Source organism: bacterium (assembly GCA_035559435.1).
In the GTDB taxonomy this organism is placed as follows: domain Bacteria; phylum Zixibacteria; class MSB-5A5; order WJJR01; family WJJR01; genus JACQFV01.
Window position 1 is genome coordinate 45,855 of the sequence record DATMBC010000075.1, and the last position, 17,838, is coordinate 63,692.

Sequence of the window (17,838 nt, forward strand, 5' to 3'; positions counted from 1 at the left end):
GAAGTCGGATGGGGATTAGAGCGGGATTAGTGCCACATTAAGAGGAGGTAAAGTATCGCATGCTCAGTAACAGTTTGTACCGCATGTCGCTGTGTCATCGCCGCTGGCGTTGTTCGCGTTTGACGCGGCTGTTGGCGGCGTTGTGCTGCTCGAGGGTGCGGGAGAAGATGTGCGCGCCCTGGCCGTCGGCCACGAAGTACATGGCGTCAGTGGAATCGGGGTAGAGCGCCGCGCGGATTGACGCCAGCCCCGGATTGCAGATCGGGCCGGGAGGTAGGCCGGGGTGGAGGTAGGTGTTATAAGGCGAATCGAGATTCAAGTCCTGCCGGGTCAATTGCCGGCCCGGCGGCAGGCCGCCCATCGCGTAGATCACGGTCGGGTCGCACTGGAGAAGCCAGCCCTCGCGCAGGCGGTTGTGAAAGACCCCCGATATCAGGCCACGCTCGTTGCCGTCGGCGGCTTCGGCTTCGATGAGTGAGGCCAGGGTCAACACTTGGTGACGGGTCCAACCCAAAGCGGCGGCGCGCACCGCCAGTGTGTCGTTGAATTGCTCGCGTCCTGACTGCAGGAGGCGTGTGAGCGCTTCGCGGGGTTCGACTCCCCAATAGAACTGATAAGTCTCCGGCCAGAGATACCCTTCCAGACTGGCCGCTCCGGGCGCCCACTCGGCCAGAATCGCGGTGTCGCTCATTAACGTGGTCAGCGCGCCGGGAGGCCACTGTAACTCGCCTTCCAGGTGAAGCGCAATCCGCGCGAGGGTCCATCCCTCGGGGATGGTGACCATGACAGAGACAATCCGTCCTTCGTTCAGTTGTTGCAGGACATCGGAGAGCCGCACCGCGCCTTCAAAACGGTACCGTCCCGGGCGCAGATGTCGATCAATCCCCTTCCATTGGGCCAGCCAGCGGAAGGCGCGCTCCGAGCGGATCACACCCGCCGAATCCAGTTTGGCGGCGATCTCACGGGTGCCATCGCCGGGCGCGACTGTGATCTCACGCGGGGCATCGAACGCAATCGGCCGTTCGACCCAGTAGCCGAGCGCGAAGGCACCGGCGAGCGCCAGCACGAGGAGCGTGAAAACAGTCAGGACAAACTTCATGATAGGCTCATTTCAATCCAACCCGCCGCGTCGCCGGATCCACCACGCGGTGACCCCATCGGCGGCGCGGATGACCAGCGCCGGCGGAATCATCAGGATGGCCAGCGTCCATCCGACCAGCGCGCGCCATGCGTCGTCCAGCCACTCCGCGAATCGCGGCGCGCGACGCTCAGGCATTCGGATCATACCCCGAAGCGGCGTCCAGCGAATCGAGGTAATTGCGCAGGAGAATTTCGGCGGCCAGACGGTCGATCTCGCCTTTGCGTCCCTTCAGTTTCTTTCCCGTCTGGTGGAAGATGCGCATCGCCTCGCGTGAGGTGTATCGTTCATCGACCAGCCGAACTTCGACACGGGTCCGTTCGCGCAACCGCTCCGCAAACGCGCGCACCGCGGCGGCCATCGGTCCTTCGACACCCGATTCGCTGATCGGCAACCCGACGATAATGGCGCGGAAGCCCCACTCGATATGCCCGGCGGTGATGCGGTTTAACGCTTCCTCGTCGTTTTGCACCTCGATACATCCCAATCCGGTGGCGATGGTGCCGGTCGGATCGGAAATAGCCAGCCCGATCCTCCGCCGTCCGTAGTCAATGGCGAGAATCCGTCCGCCCGGTGCGCCATGGTCGGAATGGTCCATCCTTCAATCTTAATTATTCCATCGCCTTCGGTCATGGGGTTTGGTGTCGTGAATTGTGCACCCGACTGCGCATTTTGGTGCGTATTTCGGCTAGCGGTCCACGGGTGTGGACAATGTGGACATCGCCGAGTGGAAATCGCCGTTACGGATGTGCTCGTAACGTGTTGATGGTGAATCGGTTAAGTGCGACGGCGGGGTTCCGACAGATTTGACACAGGGTCGCGCGCGGCCCTCCGGCCCCGGATTCAGCGGCATGTGGGTTGCCTTAGTCCAAGGCATGAGACCTGAGCAAACACCTATGACAGCGCCGGCTCCCCATCCCCTGGCTGATCTGGAACGTGGATTTCCGACCGCGCGTCTGGAGCACCAGCGCGAGCCGAAGGTCAAGCATGATGAACGCGGCTTTTACATCATGACCTTGTCGGAAAACATCAAGGTCTACTTCGAAGATTACTACCAGTTCCTCGAACTGATCGCGGGCCGTTGCCAGGCCGAATTGGCGCACCTGGACAAGTCACTGGCGGAGACCGCCGCCGACCACATCGAGTCGCTGGCGTACTTCCGGGCCCGCCGCCTGATCGTCGATCTGGTCTACCGCAACGTGCGCTCGTTCTACTCCGACCGGCACAATCTCGGCGTGATCATGACCCCGTGGTGTTTCGGCACCGTCATTCTCGAGAAAGTCGAGTTGATGCGCGACCGGGTCTCGCGCGGCGAGGTCACCACCAGCGACATCGGCGAGTATCCGTACGACACGGTCCGGTATATCGACGAGATCAAGACGCGCGTGCTGATGGACATCTTCGATTTCCCGCCCAAGGCGTTTGCGATGCGCTGGCAGTACAGCGAGCTGATCAAGCGCTACTCGACGGCGCTGTCGAACGTGACCACCTCGCTGCAGAACATCCTGGAGTTGATGAAAAACTACGGCAAGTGACCTCCTCCTTCTCCCGTTGGTGGACGGACGCCGCATTGGACACAATGCGGCGTTCGTTTTTGGGGGCGACGATTCCGCTTTTTCCCGCGGCCCGGCGGAGCGTAATTCGGTGCCGGGAGGTACCACCTATCATGAGTCACCAGGCCATTCAGACAGCCAACGCGCCGTCCGCGGTGGGGCCCTACAGCCCGGCGGTGGTCTTTGAGGGCGGCAAGATGGTGTTTGTCAGCGGACAGATTCCGATCAACCCGGCCACAGGCCAGATCCTCACCGGCGGCATCGCCGAGCAGACCGAGCAGGTGCTGAAGAATCTGCGCGCGCTCCTGGAAGCGTCGGGTACGGGGATGGACCGAGTGCTGAAGACCACGGTCTTCCTGATCGACATGAACGAATTTGCGGCGATGAACGAAGTCTATGCGCGCCACTTTCCCGGTGTGCCGCCGGCGCGTTCGACCGTCGAGGTCCGTCGCCTTCCCAAGGATGCGAAAGTCGAGATCGAGGCCATCGCGCTCGTATGATCGATTTCCGACTCTCCGATGAGCACCACGCGGTGCAAGCGCTGGTGCGCGAGTTCTGCGCCCGAGAGGTGTTGCCGACCATCCGTGAGCGCGACCGCAACAGCCGTCACGACCCGACGCTGATGCCGAAGATGGCGGCGGCCGACATTTTCGGGCTGTGCTTCCCGCAGCGCTACGGCGGCCTCGGGCTCGATTACACCGCCCTCGGGCTGGCCTGCGAGGAGACCGAGTATGCCGACACCTCGGTGCGGGTCATCCTGTCGGTGCACGTCGGGCTGGTGTCATTGACGCTTCTGACCTGGGGGACCGACGCGCAGAAAGAGCGATATCTGCCGGATTTGATCGCAGCACGGCGGATCGGCGCCTATGGCCTCACCGAGCCGAATGTCGGCTCCGATGTGGTGGGGTTGCAATCCACCGCCGACCGCGACGGCGGCGACTACATCCTCAACGGCGAAAAGACCTGGATCTCGCTGGCCGACATCGCCGACACCTTTCTGGTCTTCGCCTGGACCGACCGCGCCAAGATGAAGAAGCGCGATCACTCCGGCATGAGCGCGTTTGTGGTCGATCGCGGGATGCGGGGGCTGACGACCTCCAGCATCCACGGCAAACTCGGCGTGCGGGCGGGCAACACCGGCTCGATTCAGATGGCCGACCTGCGGGTGCCATCGTCGGCCATGCTCGGACATGAGGGAGAAGGGTTCAAGGTCGCGATGTTCGCGCTCGACCAGGGACGGTTCACCGTGGCCGCCGGCGCCACCGGGCTGATCCGCGCCTGCCGCGATGCCAGCGTCGCCTACAGCCAGACCCGCAGGACATTCGGACGTCCCATCCGCGATCATCAATTGGTCAAGGAGATGATCGCGAAGATGGAGGCCAACTTCCAATCCTGTCGGTTGCTCTGGCTGCGCGCCGCCTGGCTGAAGAACACCGGTCAGACCAACACGCGCGAGACGGCGCTGGCGAAATGGACCGCGGCCGCCGCCGCCGAAGCCGCGGCCGCCGATGCGGTGCAGGTGCATGGCGCCTATGGATTCTCCGATGAGTACCCGGTGGAGCGGTTCTACCGCAACTCCAAGGGATCGTCGATCTACGAAGGCACGCGCGAAATTCAGATCTTGATGCAGGCGGATTATGCCCTGGGATTGCGCAACGATGAACCGACCCGCTGCATGCTGCCGGTGCCCGAGCGCATGCCGGAGTAACTGTGCGATGGCAGCGGCGAGGACGCATGTGATGCAAAGCAGGCTCGGCAGAAGTCTCGCCCTCCCGATTGTATGGGATGACCGAACGGGAGGGCGGGGCTCCTGCCGAGCCGCACAGCCAAAGGCGATGAGGCGGCGATCTCCGACCGTCACCGCCGGGGGGCATGAGTGATTCCGCTTCTTCGCTCCCTGCGTCCGGTGCACTGGGTGAAGAACCTTGTGGTCTTTGCCGGGCTGATCTTCTCACGTCATTTCGACCGTACCGATGACATTCTGCGATCGCTGGGGGTCTTCGGCGTCTTCTGCGCGCTGGCCAGCGCGGTCTATCTGTTCAATGACATTCGCGACCGCGACAGCGATCGCGCCCACCCCGACAAGCAGCGCCGTCCGATCGCGTCCGGGGCGGTTGCGATTTCGAGGGCCGTGGTGGTGATGGTGATCTTGCTTGCCGGCGGCATGGCGGGCGCCTGGCTGCTGGGGCCGCCGGTGTTCATCACCGTGGCCATCTATGTGGCCTTGAATGTCGCGTATTCGCTGGGATTGAAGCGTGTGTCGTTGATCGATGTGATGGTGGTGGCGCTCGGTTTTGTGCTGCGCGCGGTGGCGGGGGCGGAGGCGATCAATGTGGAGATTTCGCCCTGGCTGGTGGTCTGCACATTGCTTCTGGCGCTCTTTTTGGGATTCGGCAAGCGGCGTTGGGAGTTGGAATCGCTGGGCGCCGATGCGACCAGTCATCGCGCCGCGCTGGCCGGCTATACCATTCCGCTTCTGGATCAACTGACCGCGGTGACCACCGCCGCCACGGTGGTGGCCTATTCGCTGTACACGCTCGCGCCGGAAACCCAGGCCAAGTTCGGCACGTCGCAGTTGATCTGGACGCTGCCGTTTGTCCTCTTCGGCGTCTTCCGATACCTCTGGCTCATCCACGGCGCCCACAAGGGCGGAAACCCCACCTCGGCGCTGTTGCGTGATTGGCCAATCGTGTTGACGGCCATGTCGTGGCTGGGAACGGTGCTATGGCTGATTGCCTGATTGAACGTCAACACGAGCACTGAATTAGAACCGCACCATCCGCACCATCTCCGCGGTCAGCTTTGCCGCGAGAAAGTCGGGGTGGTGCAGGCCGGGGATGGGGGAGAGCTCGACGATGTCGAAGCCGACCACCTGCTTACGGGCAAAGACCATTCGCAGGAAATCGAGGGTTTCATACCAGTGCAGGCCGCCGGGTTCGGGCGTGCCGACCGCCGGCATGATCGACGGGTCGAGCGCGTCCAGATCGAGCGTGATGTAGACTTGGTCCGACAGCGGTTTGATCGCCTCTTCCTGCCAGCCGCTCCGTCCGACAATGTCCCGCGCCCAGTAGACCGGCGCGTTGGCGGCCCGCAGTGAACGCAGACAGTCCTCCGAGGCGTTGCGGATGCCGACCGACACCGCCGGGCAGAGTTCGCGCACCCGGCGCATGACGCTGGCGTGCGACCACTTCGACCCTTGATACGACTCGCGCATGTCGGCATGGGCGTCGATGTGCAATACGCTCAATTCGGTGTATTTGGCCCTGTGGGCGCGCACCGGTCCGGTGGTCAGCGAATGCTCGCCGCCCAGCATGACCACAAACTTGCCGTTTCGCAGATGCTGCGCCACCGCGCGCTCGACCACATCGATCATCTGTGCCGGGCCGTCGGCCTCGGCTTCGATCTCCAGCGCGGTATGAATGCCGATTTCGCCGATGTCGCGTCCAGATGCCGGGTCAAACGTCTCCACCTCGCGCGAGGCGGCGATGATCGCGGCGGGGCCGTACTTGGTTCCTGACTTGTAGGAGGTGGTCGCGTCGTAGGCCACCGGCAAAATCACAATGTGGGAATGGCCGTATTCGGTCTCCTCGGGAGTCAGCCCGAGGAAGTTGTAGCCGCGCAGGGGTTCGGTCATGGAGGTCTCGCTTGATTGACGCTGGGGGCTCATCGCCCCTTGTCCCGGACGGAGTCTGTCTCTCTGTTCATCACAATATAGCGAACAAGGGGCTTTCAGCCCCTTGTCGATCGAATTCATCGGGCGCCGGGGTTATTCGGTGATCATCACCGCCGCGGTCACCACCGTGGTCCAGAGCCCGTCCTTGTCGCCGGTCGCCGATTGGGTGATGTTGCGGGTGGTGTAGATTTTCCCCTGCACTTTCCACTCTTCCTTGTTCTGGTTCCAGCTCTTGTCGAGATCGATTTTCCAGCCCATCGAAGTGGCCAGCATCGAGATGGCCAGATCTTCGGAGTAATCACCGGCCTTCTTTTCGGTCAGGCCATAATCGTGATGTTCGGTCAGGTAGCCGATGGTGTTGCGGTCCTTGGGAATGGCCAACCCGACCGTGGCCGAGATCAGGCGCGAGGGTTCGTTGGTGTCGTTGCGGCTCATGACCACAAACAGCACCTGTCCGCGATTGAGCTTCTTTTCGCCCTGTTTGCGGGAGATCAGCCGGCATTGCGGCGGGAAGATGGACGACACGGTGACGATGTTGTAGTGCGCGATGCCGGCGTCGCGCAGCGCCAGCTCGAAGCTGGAGAGGCGCTCGCGGTGCCGTCCGACACCCTTGGTCAGATACAATTCCTTGGCGATGATCATCGGCGCATCCTCCCGTTCGACGCGAAGTGGTGCAGTTCCCGGTCACCTGACTGGGGGCCGTTAGGGCGCGCAATATACACGCGCGCCGGGGGAAATCAACATTCGCGCCGGGTGCGCGCCAAAATTGGGGGAGAAAAGTGGGGCGGCCTACTTCTCGGGGGGCTCGGACGGCGGCGTGACACGGGAGCCGAAGGGCCACCACCAGCGGCGGCGTCCGCTCGTTTCAGCCAATCGGGCGGCGCGTCGCGCCGCCCTGGCCTCGCGCTGGCGCTCCAGGGCGCGGGCGTCGAATTCTTCGATTTTCAGGAGCAGCCGCTCGACGTTTTCCCGCTTCTCCATCATGACCCGGAAGGTTTCATAGTCCTTCAGGTTAAAGAGGGTCTGTACGAAGGGTTCGAGGAAGATCATCGCCTGCGACCCGATGAAGTTGAGCGGCTTGACCGTCTCCAACGCCATGATCGCGGGCACGGTCGCCTGCCAGCGCACCACTTTTTCCGCCAGCTTCTCGAGGAGGGCCTCCTCCTCGGCCAAGCGTGCCTGCGTTTCGGGATCGTCGGCCGGCGGCAGCGCCGGCTGCTGGGTGCGGAACCAGTCGCCGAAGCTCATGCGGACTCCTTGGAATCGGAGGGCGGCAGCGGGATGCGCTCACGCACCACCGCCATCACCGCCTCGCGGTTGCCATGAAAGCGGACGAAGAGGCCCCGGAAATTCTCCAGGCGCGACGGACGCGGGAACGGCGACAGCAGCACGCCGTTGCGGTCCGGGTAGTAACTGCGGAACTGACTCCAGGTGAAACGACGGGTCACGCCGAGGAACCGTGTCTCCAGTCCGCCGACGAAGAGCGTGTAGTGTGTGGGCAGGAAATAGATGCCCAGCGAGGCCGAGAGGATGACCAGCGCCAGCAGAACGAAAAACGGGCCATACAACCAGCCGACCAGCGCCGGGATTCCGATCAGGCAGGCGACCACTGCCGCCAGCCGCCAGCCGCCCTCGCGCACCGGGTGGTAGCGCCAGCGCAGCAGTTCGCGCGCCGGATCGTCGGCGGTCGCGACTTCCGTCGTGGTGGTGGCGGTCGGTTCGGTCATCAGGATGACGTGCCGCCCGGCTCGGGGCGGTACCGTTCGGATTTCACCGCGCCGATCTCCTCGAGCAATTCTTCGGTCTTGATCAGCTTCTTTTTCACCAGCAGGCGCACGAGCGCCTCCTGGGCGAGATTGTTCGAAAGCGCCAGTTCCTCATACGAGACCAGCCGTTCCTTGCCGTCAACGACCAGGCGCAGGGCATAGGGCGAGGGTTTCTTTTCATCCGGCACGACTGTCTCCTTCCATCGGTTTCCCGCCGCGCGGGCGTTGTCCCGGCAAGATAGCCAATGAAAAACCGCGGCGCTCCGAATTCGCGCCGCGGTTGGCCGGACGAACCGGGTCATTCAAAGCGAGTATTTCCCGAAGTCCTCGGGATTAATGTTACGGAGGCGCTCCTTGAGCGCCTCGGCGTCGTACTTCTCGGACTGTTCGCCGGAGGCCGGGCGTTTCTGGAACAAGTCGTAGCGCACGAGGATCGGCGCCTTGGCCTTCAGTGCCAGCGCGATCGAGTCCGACGGGCGGGCGTCAACCTCGATGGTGGCGCCATCGCGCTGGAGCACAATCTTGGCATAGAAGGTCTGATCGCGCAGGTCGATCACCTGGATCGATTCGACCCGGGCGCCGAGGGTGGTGATCATGCCGATGAGCAAATCGTGCGTCAGGGGCCGCTTCGACTTGACCTCCTGCAACTCCATCGCAATCGCCCAGGCCTCGTAATGTCCGATCCAGATCGGCAATATCAGGTCTTCATTCTCCGGCGCCAGCACCACCACCGGCGAGTTGGACGAGATGTCCAGCGCCAGGCCGTTGACCTTGGCTTTGACCAGTTCCTGACCGGATTCGGGCGGCATCGTCACTCCGGTTTCTTGACCACCCAGACCTTCAGCTTGGCGATCACATCGCGGTCGATCTTGACGTCGACCGTGTAGACCCCCAGCGCCTTGAGCGGCTCATCGAGGAGGATGTCGCGACGGTCAATGGTGAAGCCCTGATCCTTGAGCAGTTCGGCGATGTGGGCGGCGGTCACCGACCCGAACACCTTGTCCTCCTCGCCCACCTGGACTTCGGCGGTGCAGGAGACCTTCTCGAGCGCCAGTTTGATACGGTCGGCTTCACGGAGGCGTTTTTTGTCCCGCTGCTCCTTCTGAAGGCGGACTTGGTCGATCGCGCGCAGGTTGCCCGGGCTGGCGGGGATGGCCAATTTGCGCGGGATCAGGTAATTGCGGGCGTATCCGGCTTTGACCGTGACGATCTCGCCGACCTTTCCCACGTTTTCCACATCATCTCGCAGAATGATCTTCATCGGAGTGCACCTGTTGGATTCGGTTTACTTGAACGTCTCCGCCACATAGGGTAGGAGGGCCAGATGCCGCGCGCGCTTGATCGCGGTGGTCAGACGGCGCTGGAAGAGCGCCGAGATGCCGGTGGTCCGACGCGGCAGGATTTTGCCGCGTTCGGAGACGAACTTGCGCAACAAGCGCTCGTTGCGATAGTCGATTTCGTATAGTTTCAGATCGGTAAAGCGGCGTCCGCGGCGCTGTCCGCGCATGCCCCGGCCGCCGTAACCTTCCTTGCCATCCTGATCGCGGTCGCGATCACGGTCGCGGTCACGGTCACGCTCTCTGCGGTGAAACTCTGCCATGTATGCGTCCTTCCTTCGTTTGATCGATCGGGTTATGAGGCGCTGCCGCTTTCCGGGCCAGCGGTGTCAACGGCGGGCGCCGCAGTGGCGGCGGCTTCGGCGGCGGCCGCTTCGGCCTCCTCACGCGCCGCGCGTCGCTTGTCCATCTCTTCCAGGTACATCGGATTGTCGGCCAACACCGTCAGGTAGCGCAGGCAGTTCTCGTCGAGCAGGAACTGACGCTCCATCTCCCGCGGCACCGACGGCGACGACTCGTGCACGATGTGCACGTAGTAGCCCTGCGTGCGCTTCTTGATCGGATAGGCCAGGCGGCGCAATCCCCAGCGTTCGGTGCGCTTGATCTGACCGTTGCGCGTGATGATCTCGGAGTAGCGCGCGATCGCCTTCTCCCAGCCCTCATCCAAAAGCTGGGGATCCATGATAAAGGTTGTTTCGTAGAGCTTCACGTACCCTCCCTCGGTCTGTCGGCGCCCGCCTCATCCCCTGGAGGGGAATCGGGCGCGGGGGGTTTGCGGTTATAGGTATTTGCAGCCACAGCCACCCCGTCAGTCAGGATGGTCCTGACCGCAGCGGCAGCACGGACTGCCATCTCTCGCGCCAAGGATAACTCATTTTCAGGGAAAGGAGCAAGGACAAACTCGGCCGGATCGACCCCGTCGGGCACTGGCCCCACCCCGCAGCGCACACGGGCAAGCTCTTCGCTGCCAAGGGATTCGATGAGCGATGCCAGACCGTTATGCCCGCCGGCTGACCCGCTTGCCCGGATGCGTAATTGACCCAGCGGTAGATCGATATCATCCAGCACCACTGTTACACGGTCCGGGCTGACAGGATGCCTTGCGGCGAATTCGTCCAGGGCATGTCCAGACAAGTTCATGAATGTCAGTGGCTTAAGAACTGTTACATTCGTCTGCCCGCAGGGAATTACCGCATACTCGAACTTTCCCCAGCCCGGCAGGAAGTGCCCCGATGCGCCGACCAGGAGGTCGGCCACCCACCAGCCGAGATTATGCCGGGTCATGGCATAGCGTTGGCCCGGGTTGCCCAGGCAAACGACAAGCGGGGATGCTGCGGGTATGGCAATCGACATCGACCGGCGAATGACAATGGTTGCGGCCGGGATGTCAATGCCGGAGAGGAAATCTGACGTTCGCCCCCCTCGATCCACTAATTTCCGGCCCATGAATCTGGCACGCCTGCTCGATCCGGCCCTGATTAAACTCTCGATGGAGACCCGCCTCGAGCCGCCGACCGATGGGGAACAGAAGACGCGCCGCCAGCGGCGCGACGACAAGGAAAAGATCCTCGATGAATTAGTGGCGCTGCTGGAAAAGTCGGGCAAGGTGGGCAACCGCACCAAGTTGTTGACCGATTTCATTAATCGCGAACGCAAGGCCTCGACCGGCATCGGCCATGGGATCGCCATCCCCCACATCCGCACCTATCAGGCGCGCGAGCTGGTGATTGCCATCGCGCGGTCGGCCGAAGGGTATGACTTTGAGGCCCTTGATGGGAAGCCGGTGCACCTGTTTTTCGCCATGGCGGCGCCCTCCTACGGCGATGAAGCGCTCTATCTGCGGGTGTTCAAGGCGCTGGCCGAGGTGTTGCGGTTTGATTACTTCCGTGAACGGCTCATGACGGTGGAGTCGGAATACGAAATGATCCGGGCGTTCAGCGAGATGGAGTAGCCCGGCGCGGGTTCGGCACAAGCGGTCTCCATTTGACATCCATACGGTAGTTCCGCACCTTGGGGGACTACGTAGGCACACGGTGCACCCATTGCGGAGGGATATGCAGATGAAGCGTATGGTTACAGCGGCCGTGCTGGCGGCATTGGTGCTCGCCTGCGGCCAGAAGGCGGAACAGAGACCGGCACAGCAGACGCAGGCCCAGACCCAGACCCAGCAGCAACCCCAGACGGGCAAGCAGGAGCCCCCGCGTCCGGCGATCAAGCAGTCTGACGCCCGCGTCTGGATCGATCCGGTCACCGCCGCCAAAGGTTCGACCGCGGCCATCAAAGTCCAGTATTACGGCGTCGAAGAGGCCAAAGCGATCGTCATCCCGCTGGTCGTTCCGTCGGGTGTCACCATCGATTCGGTGTCGTATGCCGGCTCGATCCTGGAGTTCATCGCCACGCGTCCGATCAACATCGACAACGACAACCACCGCGTGCTGTTCACCGCCATCCCGACCACCGAACCCAATATCCCCGCCAAGGAAGGGCTGTTGGGCACCGTTTATGTGACCATCGGTCCGAATGCGGAATCGGGCGATATCGAAGAGACATTCTTCCCGCCGGGCAATTACCTGACCTACGTCGACACGGCCAACGCGCTGATCGAGCCGCATTTCCAGCCCGGCAAGCTGACGGTGCAGTGACGGCAGGGCAGTTGGAGTTTCGATGAACACGATGGCAGTCGAGATCGACGAGCAGGCGAAGGCCGCGTTGCGGGTGGGTCTGAACCGCCATGCCCTCAAGCGCGGACGGTTCATCCTGGCCTCCGGCGCGGTCTCGGACTATTACGTCAACGTCAAGGAGATCTGCCTGCGCGGCGAATACCTCCGACTGGTGGGGCATCTGCTTTGGCAGATGATCAAGCCCACGGGGGCGCAGGCAGTCGGCGGGATGACGCTGGGTGCTGACCCGATCGTCTCCGCCGTCACGATCGCAGCGGCCGAAGACGGTTTCGACTGCCCGGCGTTGATCGTGCGACGCGAGGCCAAGGACCATGGCACCGGACGGCAGATCGAAGGACCGTTCGAGGCGGGCATGAAGGTGGCGGTGGTCGAAGATGTGACCACCACCGGCCAGTCGGCGATGCGCGCCGCCGAAGCCATTATCGCCGGCGGCGGCAGCGTGATCGGTGTTTACACCGTGCTCAACCGCGCGGCCGGCGCCGATGCGCTGTTTACCGACAAGGGCTGGCCATTTCAGGCGATCTTCACGACCGCCGATCTGGACTTATAGACGATTGTCCGGGCGGGAACATCTCCCGCCCGGATATGCTTGTTCGACAACCGGGCGGCGAGTTGCCCGGACCTGAGCGCCGATACCCACCCTCGACAGAGGGATGGGGTTTTCGTGTATGCGCCGAGCCGACCATGTCCGCTGAACACCAGGATTCCACGATGACACGCCGGGGCGTCCGCGCCCGGCACGCTTTTGATACCGCCTTTCGGGCGCTGGACCGTCTGGAGGCGTTTCGGCAACTGGATGATCAATGGACTTCCGGGGGCGGCGTCCATGTTGATTTGACCGGGACATCCGGCTCCCTGGCCGCCTGCGCCCTGGCGCGTCTGCACTTGCGCCATCCGCGCCCGACGGTGGTCGTCGTGGCCGAGCCCGAAGACGCTGCCCACTGGCACGATGATCTGAATCACCTCCTCGGCCACGATCGAGTCCTGCGCTTTCATTCGTGGGAAATCCTGCCCTATGAGTTCCGCCATCCGGGTCCGGAGTCGGTGGGGCGGCGGTTGGAGACGCTGTGGCGATGCCTGGCGCCCGATCCGCCGGTGGTCGTCACGCATGTCCGTGCCCTGTTTGAGCCGACCCTCCCCCCGGAGGATCTCAGGCAACGGATGTTCGAGGTTCGCCTCGGCGGGGAGTATGCGCTCGATGAACTGTCCGCGCGCTTGGTGGCGCTCGGGTTTCGCCGGGTACCGCTGGTCGAGGAAGTCGGCACGTTTTCAGTGCGCGGCGGAATTCTGGATTTGTTCACTTACAGTTCGTCCGAGCCGTTGCGCATTGAGTTCTTCGGCGACACCGTCGAATCGATCCGCACTTTCGCGGTCACCACCCAGCGGACCACCGCCAAACGCGATCACTGCGTGATCCTTCCATCGCGGGAAGTGCGGGCCGGCGGGCCGGAGTACGAGAAGGGGTGGGACCGGGCCGGTTGGGATGCGGCGTGGCGTGATCGTGTCGAGAACGATCCCGAGCGCCCGGGCCTCGAATGGCTGGCCGGCGCGCTGGGTCAGCGCCGCGGCAGCCTGCTTGACTACTTCGGCCGGGATCTGGCGATCTGGACGCATGATCCGACGCGGTTGCGGCACGCGGCCGACCGTTTCGAGGAGGAATCGCAGCGGTTCCACGCGCGCCTGGCGTCTCATCTTCCCGATCCGCCGCCGCCGTCGCAGGTCTACCTGCCGATCGAGCGCTGGCACGAGGCCCCCGTCGGCGGGCTGCACGTCTGGGTCTATGATCTCTTTGTCGAAGCGACCGCGCGCGGTGTGCGTTGCGACCTGGCGGCGGTCGGTCCGCCGTCGGTCGGCGCCAGTGTGCGGCGGCTCTCCGAGGAATTGACCGCCTTCGAGCAGCAGGGGTACGATGTCGCCATCGCCTGCGACAACGAGGGACAGAAACGGCGTCTGGCCGAGATGCTGGAGGATGTGCACGGCACGGTCGAGTACATCTTTCCGGCGCCGCACGCCGGGTTTGTCCTGCCCGATGCGCGGTTTGCCCTGCTGACCGAGCACGAGGTCTTCAACCGGCACAAGGCGCGTTTCCGACGCCGCAAGTTCCAGGAAGGGCTCGCGCTTTCCAGCTACACGCAACTGAAAAAGGGCGACTACGTCGTGCACGTCGACCATGGCGTGGCGCGTTTCCGCGGCCTGGAAGCGATCACCGTTGATGGACGACGGCGCGATTGCCTGCTGCTTTTGTATCAGGGCGACGACAAGCTCTTCGTCCCGATCGAGGAATTCGACCGTGTCCAGAAGTACTCCGGGCAGGATGCCCGTCCGGCACTCTCGAAACTGGGCGGCACGGCCTGGGAGAAGACCAAGCGGCGCGCCAAGCAGGCGCTATTGGCCATGGCCGAGGACTTGATCAAGCTCTACGCCGCGCGCAAGGCGCGGCCCGGGCACGCTTTTGCGGAGCATGGCGAGTGGATGGCGCAGCTGGAGTCTTCATTCATCTACGAGGAGACACCCGACCAGGAGAAGGCGATCGCGGCCGTGTCCGAGGACATGACCGCGCCGACACCGATGGAGCGGCTGATCTGCGGCGACGTGGGCTACGGAAAGACCGAAGTGGCCATCCGCGCCGCCTTCCGCGCCGTCTGCGATCACAAGCAGGTCGCGGTGCTGGTGCCCACCACCATTCTCGCGCAACAGCACCTGACCACCTTCCGCGAGCGTCTCTCCGAGTTTCCGGTGCGGATCGAAACCTTGTCGCGCTTCCGTTCGCCCAAGGAGCAAAAGCGCATCGTCGCCGAAGTGGCGGCGGGGAAAGTCGACATCATCATCGGCACGCACCGTCTGCTTCAGAAGGATGTCGTCTTTCACGACCTTGGGCTTTTGATTATCGATGAGGAGCAGCGCTTCGGGGTGGGACACAAGGAGCGTCTGCGGCAGATGCGCCAAACGGTGGACACGCTGGCGCTGTCGGCGACACCGATTCCGCGCACCTTGCAGATGTCGCTTCTGGGCGCGCGCGATCTGTCGTTGATCACCACCTCCCCGCGCGACCGTCTCCCGGTGCAAACCGAGATCCGTCCTTTCGGACCGGAGGTGGTCTCCGAGGCGATCCTGCGCGAACTGGACCGCGGCGGACAGGTCTACTTTGTGCACAATCGCATCCAGACGATCGGGACGATGGCCGATTTTCTCGCCCGGCTTCTGCCGACGGTCCGAATCGGCGTCGCGCACGGCGAAATGCCCGAACGCGAACTGGAAGCGGTGATGACGCGCTTCTACCACGGCGACTATCACGTGCTGCTCTCGACGGCAATTATCGAGTCGGGGCTGGACATCCCATCGGTCAACACGATCGTGATTCACCGCGCCGACCGTTTCGGGCTGGCGCAGCTGTACCAACTGCGCGGGCGGGTGGGCCGTTCGGCGCGACAGGCCTACGCGTACCTCCTGGTGCCGCCATCGGGCGCGCTGAGCGCGACCGCCAAGGCGCGGTTGCGCGCGATCGAGGAGCACACCGCGCTGGGCTCGGGTTTCCACCTGGCGATGCGCGACATGGAAATCCGCGGCGCCGGCAACCTGCTCGGGGCGCAGCAGCATGGGTTCATCGAGGAGATCGGGTTTGATCTCTACTGTCGTTTGCTGGACGAGGCGGTGGCCGAAGCGCGCGGCAGCGCGCCGATGCTGGCGCAGGCGCCGGTCCAGATCGACGTCGATGGCGACCGGTTCATCCCCGACGGCTACATCACCGACAACCAGCAACGGTTTGAGATGTACAAACGGTTGGCCGAAATGAATTCGCCCGCGGCCGTCGATGATCTGGCGTTGGAGCTGACCGACCGCTTTGGCGCCCCCCCCGCGGAGGTGCGCCGTCTGTTGGCGATGGCGCGTGTCCGTGTGCTGGCGCGCCGCGCGCGGGTGGCGCAAGCGTCGGCGCGTGGCAATCTCTGGGCGGTGACCTTTGTGCCCGAGGCGCCGGTCACCCGAGCGCAGATTGAGACCTGGCGGCTCGCGCTGGGGGACCGCGCCAGTTTTGTCAGCGGTCCGCCGTTTGCGATCACCGTCCGTCCGCCCATGGGCCAGTCCGCCGACCTGGCCGGGCTGGTCCGAATTGTGGGGATTTTGGCGGGTGAGCCCGAATCGGGCGTGATCGACGGCGTCTCCGGGGCGCAGGGGACTGTTGGAGCGGGCGGCGCAATTGGTTAAATTGAGTGGCTTGTGCGTGGCAACGCCCGGCATTGAGGAGAACTCATGACTGTTGGATTCAAACGTCTGTTGGCGGCGGTGTATGCCGCGTCGCTTCTGACCCTGATGGTCACGTTGGCGGCGTGCGGGACCAAGTCGAGCACCAACGAGGCGATCGTGGCCGAAGTCGGCGGCCGGAAAATCAAGATGCGCGAAGTGACCGATTACATCACCGCGCTCTCGCTCAACTTCCAGAGCGCCTCGGAGGAGTACGCCGCCCGGGTCCGGTACCTGGACCGCCTGATTGAGAACAAGCTGCTGGTCATCGGCGGATATGCGCGCACCCTGGATGCCGACATCGGCATTCTGGAGGCGGTCGACGCCGAAAAAGAGAAGTTCCTGCTCGATGAGCTGTACCGTGTGGAAGTGCTCGACAAAATCAACGTCGAGGAGGCGGAGGTCAAGGCGATCTACGAGCACTGGTTCGACCGGGTGCGCTTCCGTCACATTGTGGTCAAGGACCGCGACCGCGCCGACTCGCTTCTGGGGTTGTTGCAGGCCGGGGCCGATTTCGGCGATCTGGCCGAGCGCTTTTCCATCGACCCCGCTTCGCGGTTCCGCGGCGGCGATCCCGGGCGCGAGTTCAGTTACAGCGAGCTGCCGGCCGATCTGGCCAATCTGGTTTTCACGTTGGCGCAGGATCAGGTGGGCGGCCCGGCCAAAAGCGACATGGGCTGGCACATCGTCAAGGTGATCAACATCCGCCAGTTGGAATCACGCGGTTACGAGACCGAACGGCCCGCCATCGAAGCCGGCTTGCGCCGGCGCCTGCAGCAGGAGCGACGCAACGCCCAACTCGAGGAGCTGGAGCAACGGTCAAACATCCGCTTCGATCCGGAGACGCTGGCGCTCTGGCGGGAGAAGTACCGGCAGGTGGCCGATACCAGTTCCCTGCCCACCGACCGTCTGCCCGCGGTTCCGGTCGCCACGCTCACGCAGGCCGAGAAGGATCGTGTGATTTACACCTTCGGCTCCGACTACAAAGTCGGTTTGGGCGAGTTCTGCGAGGCGCTCGAGGCGCGCTCCCCGTTCGAGCGGCCCAGCCCCGACGACGAAAAGCAGCTGCGGCGCTTCGCTTTCCAATTGTCGCTGTTCGATATCCTGCACGAAGAGGCGCTCAAGCAGCGTCTGGATGAGTCGCCGATCTACAAAGAGCGCGTGCAGTCATTCCTGGAGAATCTGATCGCCGACCGGATGCGCAATTCGGTGCTGGTGCGCGGCATCTCGGTGACCGAATCGGAAGTGCGGGCCTACTACGACGCGCATCCGGACTCGTTCACCGATCCGATCAGCTACCATTGCCGCGAAATCCTGACGTACAAGTCGGAGGACGCCGAGCGTCTCGCCGGACAGTTGCGCGCCGGCGCCAACTTCGAGGAGCTGGCCCGTCTGCACACCCAGCGTCCCGGCATGAAAAGCAACGGCGGGGACATCGGCTGGGTGACGCC

General features: G+C 63.5%; 22 protein-coding genes. 9 read left to right on the top strand and 13 right to left on the bottom strand.

Annotated features, from left to right (window positions below; all coding sequences use genetic code 11):
• Positions 1 to 94: 94 nt before the first annotated feature.
• Genes mltG through ruvX form a run of 3 tightly spaced genes read right to left on the bottom strand, consistent with a single transcriptional unit; the run spans position 95 to position 1,736 of the window.
• Positions 95 to 1,099: an endolytic transglycosylase MltG gene (mltG, locus tag VNN55_09320; protein ID HWO57752.1), complete on the bottom strand. Its 1,005-nt coding sequence runs from the start codon at positions 1,097 to 1,099 to the stop codon at positions 95 to 97.
• Between the two features lie 12 nt (positions 1,100 to 1,111).
• The gene (locus VNN55_09325) at positions 1,112 to 1,276 is read right to left on the bottom strand and encodes a hypothetical protein (GenBank protein ID HWO57753.1); all 165 of its coding nucleotides are present in this window, start codon (positions 1,274 to 1,276) and stop codon (positions 1,112 to 1,114) included.
• Positions 1,269 to 1,736 carry a Holliday junction resolvase RuvX gene (ruvX, locus tag VNN55_09330; GenBank protein ID HWO57754.1) on the bottom strand — a complete coding sequence of 156 codons (468 nt, stop codon included), beginning with the start codon at positions 1,734 to 1,736 and terminating at the stop codon, positions 1,269 to 1,271. The genes VNN55_09325 and ruvX overlap by 8 nt, the downstream gene beginning before the upstream one ends.
• Positions 1,737 to 2,034: 298 nt before the next feature.
• Between ruvX and VNN55_09335 the strand changes: the two genes are divergently transcribed.
• The 4 genes from VNN55_09335 (at position 2,035) to VNN55_09350 (ending at position 5,431) form a co-directional block, all read left to right on the top strand.
• Positions 2,035 to 2,673 carry a hypothetical protein gene (locus VNN55_09335; protein ID HWO57755.1) on the top strand — a complete coding sequence of 213 codons (639 nt, stop codon included), beginning with the start codon at positions 2,035 to 2,037 and terminating at the stop codon, positions 2,671 to 2,673.
• 131 nt (positions 2,674 to 2,804) lie between these two features.
• The gene (locus VNN55_09340) at positions 2,805 to 3,191 is read left to right on the top strand and encodes a RidA family protein (GenBank protein ID HWO57756.1); all 387 of its coding nucleotides are present in this window, start codon (positions 2,805 to 2,807) and stop codon (positions 3,189 to 3,191) included.
• Positions 3,188 to 4,399 carry an acyl-CoA dehydrogenase family protein gene (locus VNN55_09345; protein HWO57757.1) on the top strand — a complete coding sequence of 404 codons (1,212 nt, stop codon included), beginning with the start codon at positions 3,188 to 3,190 and terminating at the stop codon, positions 4,397 to 4,399. The genes VNN55_09340 and VNN55_09345 overlap by 4 nt, the downstream gene beginning before the upstream one ends.
• A 168-nt stretch (positions 4,400 to 4,567) precedes the next feature.
• Complete coding sequence (locus tag VNN55_09350; protein ID HWO57758.1) at positions 4,568 to 5,431, top strand: decaprenyl-phosphate phosphoribosyltransferase; 864 nt, start codon at positions 4,568 to 4,570, stop codon at positions 5,429 to 5,431.
• A gap of 24 nt (positions 5,432 to 5,455) precedes the next feature.
• Here VNN55_09350 and speB read toward each other — a convergent pair whose 3' ends face one another.
• From speB to pth, 10 genes are all read right to left on the bottom strand, one after another.
• Complete coding sequence (gene speB / locus VNN55_09355; GenBank protein ID HWO57759.1) at positions 5,456 to 6,325, bottom strand: agmatinase; 870 nt, start codon at positions 6,323 to 6,325, stop codon at positions 5,456 to 5,458.
• 132 nt (positions 6,326 to 6,457) lie between these two features.
• Entirely contained in the window at positions 6,458 to 7,006 is a 549-nt protein-coding gene (locus VNN55_09360; protein HWO57760.1) for an arginine decarboxylase, pyruvoyl-dependent, read from the bottom strand.
• 147 nt (positions 7,007 to 7,153) lie between these two features.
• Positions 7,154 to 7,612: a hypothetical protein gene (locus VNN55_09365; protein ID HWO57761.1), complete on the bottom strand. Its 459-nt coding sequence runs from the start codon at positions 7,610 to 7,612 to the stop codon at positions 7,154 to 7,156.
• Positions 7,609 to 8,091 carry a hypothetical protein gene (locus tag VNN55_09370; GenBank protein HWO57762.1) on the bottom strand — a complete coding sequence of 161 codons (483 nt, stop codon included), beginning with the start codon at positions 8,089 to 8,091 and terminating at the stop codon, positions 7,609 to 7,611. Before VNN55_09370 ends, VNN55_09365 begins: the two co-directional genes overlap by 4 nt.
• Entirely contained in the window at positions 8,091 to 8,318 is a 228-nt protein-coding gene (locus VNN55_09375) for a hypothetical protein (protein ID HWO57763.1), read from the bottom strand. Before VNN55_09375 ends, VNN55_09370 begins: the two co-directional genes overlap by 1 nt.
• Positions 8,319 to 8,432: 114 nt before the next feature.
• Positions 8,433 to 8,939, bottom strand: a complete 507-nt coding sequence (locus tag VNN55_09380) for a bifunctional nuclease family protein (protein ID HWO57764.1) — start codon at positions 8,937 to 8,939, stop codon at positions 8,433 to 8,435.
• A gap of 2 nt (positions 8,940 to 8,941) precedes the next feature.
• Positions 8,942 to 9,391 carry a 50S ribosomal protein L9 gene (rplI, locus tag VNN55_09385; GenBank protein HWO57765.1) on the bottom strand — a complete coding sequence of 150 codons (450 nt, stop codon included), beginning with the start codon at positions 9,389 to 9,391 and terminating at the stop codon, positions 8,942 to 8,944.
• A gap of 24 nt (positions 9,392 to 9,415) precedes the next feature.
• Positions 9,416 to 9,637, bottom strand: coding sequence for a 30S ribosomal protein S18 (gene rpsR / locus VNN55_09390; GenBank protein HWO57766.1), 222 nt, complete (start codon positions 9,635 to 9,637; stop codon positions 9,416 to 9,418).
• 125 nt (positions 9,638 to 9,762) lie between these two features.
• A complete protein-coding gene (gene rpsF, locus VNN55_09395) occupies positions 9,763 to 10,176 on the bottom strand; it encodes a 30S ribosomal protein S6 (GenBank protein ID HWO57767.1) in 414 nt (137 codons plus the stop codon).
• Positions 10,173 to 10,913 (bottom strand): aminoacyl-tRNA hydrolase, encoded by a 741-nt coding sequence (pth, locus tag VNN55_09400; protein HWO57768.1) that lies wholly within the window; start codon positions 10,911 to 10,913, stop codon positions 10,173 to 10,175. The genes rpsF and pth overlap by 4 nt, the downstream gene beginning before the upstream one ends.
• On the opposite strand from pth, the gene VNN55_09405 reads away from it, so the two are divergent.
• The 5 genes from VNN55_09405 to VNN55_09425 all read left to right on the top strand — a co-directional run.
• Entirely contained in the window at positions 10,912 to 11,418 is a 507-nt protein-coding gene (locus VNN55_09405; protein ID HWO57769.1) for a PTS sugar transporter subunit IIA, read from the top strand. The two genes, pth and VNN55_09405, sit on opposite strands and share 2 nt — an antisense overlap.
• A 109-nt stretch (positions 11,419 to 11,527) precedes the next feature.
• Entirely contained in the window at positions 11,528 to 12,109 is a 582-nt protein-coding gene (locus tag VNN55_09410; GenBank protein HWO57770.1) for a hypothetical protein, read from the top strand.
• A 22-nt stretch (positions 12,110 to 12,131) separates the two neighbouring features.
• Entirely contained in the window at positions 12,132 to 12,698 is a 567-nt protein-coding gene (pyrE, locus tag VNN55_09415; protein ID HWO57771.1) for an orotate phosphoribosyltransferase, read from the top strand.
• Positions 12,699 to 12,859: 161 nt separating this feature from the next.
• Positions 12,860 to 16,351 (top strand): transcription-repair coupling factor, encoded by a 3,492-nt coding sequence (gene mfd / locus VNN55_09420; GenBank protein HWO57772.1) that lies wholly within the window; start codon positions 12,860 to 12,862, stop codon positions 16,349 to 16,351.
• A gap of 45 nt (positions 16,352 to 16,396) precedes the next feature.
• Positions 16,397 to 17,838 (top strand): peptidylprolyl isomerase (locus tag VNN55_09425; protein ID HWO57773.1); only part of this gene is annotated, 1,442 nt, incomplete at its 3' end.

What these genes read in the sequence shown, in the direction of transcription:
- VNN55_09410 (HWO57770.1), top strand. Translation starts at nt 11,528, where the DNA reads ATGAAGCGTATGGTTACAGCGGCCGTGCTGGCGGCATTGGTGCTCGCC.
- VNN55_09370 (HWO57762.1), bottom strand. Translation starts at nt 8,091, where the DNA reads ATGACCGAACCGACCGCCACCACCACGACGGAAGTCGCGACCGCCGAC.
- VNN55_09360 (HWO57760.1), bottom strand. Translation starts at nt 7,006, where the DNA reads ATGATCATCGCCAAGGAATTGTATCTGACCAAGGGTGTCGGACGGCAC.
- VNN55_09335 (HWO57755.1), top strand. Translation starts at nt 2,035, where the DNA reads ATGACAGCGCCGGCTCCCCATCCCCTGGCTGATCTGGAACGTGGATTT.
- VNN55_09340 (HWO57756.1), top strand. Translation starts at nt 2,805, where the DNA reads ATGAGTCACCAGGCCATTCAGACAGCCAACGCGCCGTCCGCGGTGGGG.
- speB (HWO57759.1), bottom strand. Translation starts at nt 6,325, where the DNA reads ATGACCGAACCCCTGCGCGGCTACAACTTCCTCGGGCTGACTCCCGAG.
- VNN55_09405 (HWO57769.1), top strand. Translation starts at nt 10,912, where the DNA reads ATGAATCTGGCACGCCTGCTCGATCCGGCCCTGATTAAACTCTCGATG.
- VNN55_09365 (HWO57761.1), bottom strand. Translation starts at nt 7,612, where the DNA reads ATGAGCTTCGGCGACTGGTTCCGCACCCAGCAGCCGGCGCTGCCGCCG.
- pth (HWO57768.1), bottom strand. Translation starts at nt 10,913, where the DNA reads ATGGGCCGGAAATTAGTGGATCGAGGGGGGCGAACGTCAGATTTCCTC.
- rpsR (HWO57766.1), bottom strand. Translation starts at nt 9,637, where the DNA reads ATGCGCGGACAGCGCCGCGGACGCCGCTTTACCGATCTGAAACTATAC.
- ruvX (HWO57754.1), bottom strand. Translation starts at nt 1,736, where the DNA reads ATGGACCATTCCGACCATGGCGCACCGGGCGGACGGATTCTCGCCATT.
- mltG (HWO57752.1), bottom strand. Translation starts at nt 1,099, where the DNA reads ATGAAGTTTGTCCTGACTGTTTTCACGCTCCTCGTGCTGGCGCTCGCC.
- rplI (HWO57765.1), bottom strand. Translation starts at nt 9,391, where the DNA reads ATGAAGATCATTCTGCGAGATGATGTGGAAAACGTGGGAAAGGTCGGC.
- pyrE (HWO57771.1), top strand. Translation starts at nt 12,132, where the DNA reads ATGAACACGATGGCAGTCGAGATCGACGAGCAGGCGAAGGCCGCGTTG.
- VNN55_09325 (HWO57753.1), bottom strand. Translation starts at nt 1,276, where the DNA reads ATGCCTGAGCGTCGCGCGCCGCGATTCGCGGAGTGGCTGGACGACGCA.
- mfd (HWO57772.1), top strand. Translation starts at nt 12,860, where the DNA reads ATGACACGCCGGGGCGTCCGCGCCCGGCACGCTTTTGATACCGCCTTT.
- VNN55_09380 (HWO57764.1), bottom strand. Translation starts at nt 8,939, where the DNA reads ATGCCGCCCGAATCCGGTCAGGAACTGGTCAAAGCCAAGGTCAACGGC.
- VNN55_09345 (HWO57757.1), top strand. Translation starts at nt 3,188, where the DNA reads ATGATCGATTTCCGACTCTCCGATGAGCACCACGCGGTGCAAGCGCTG.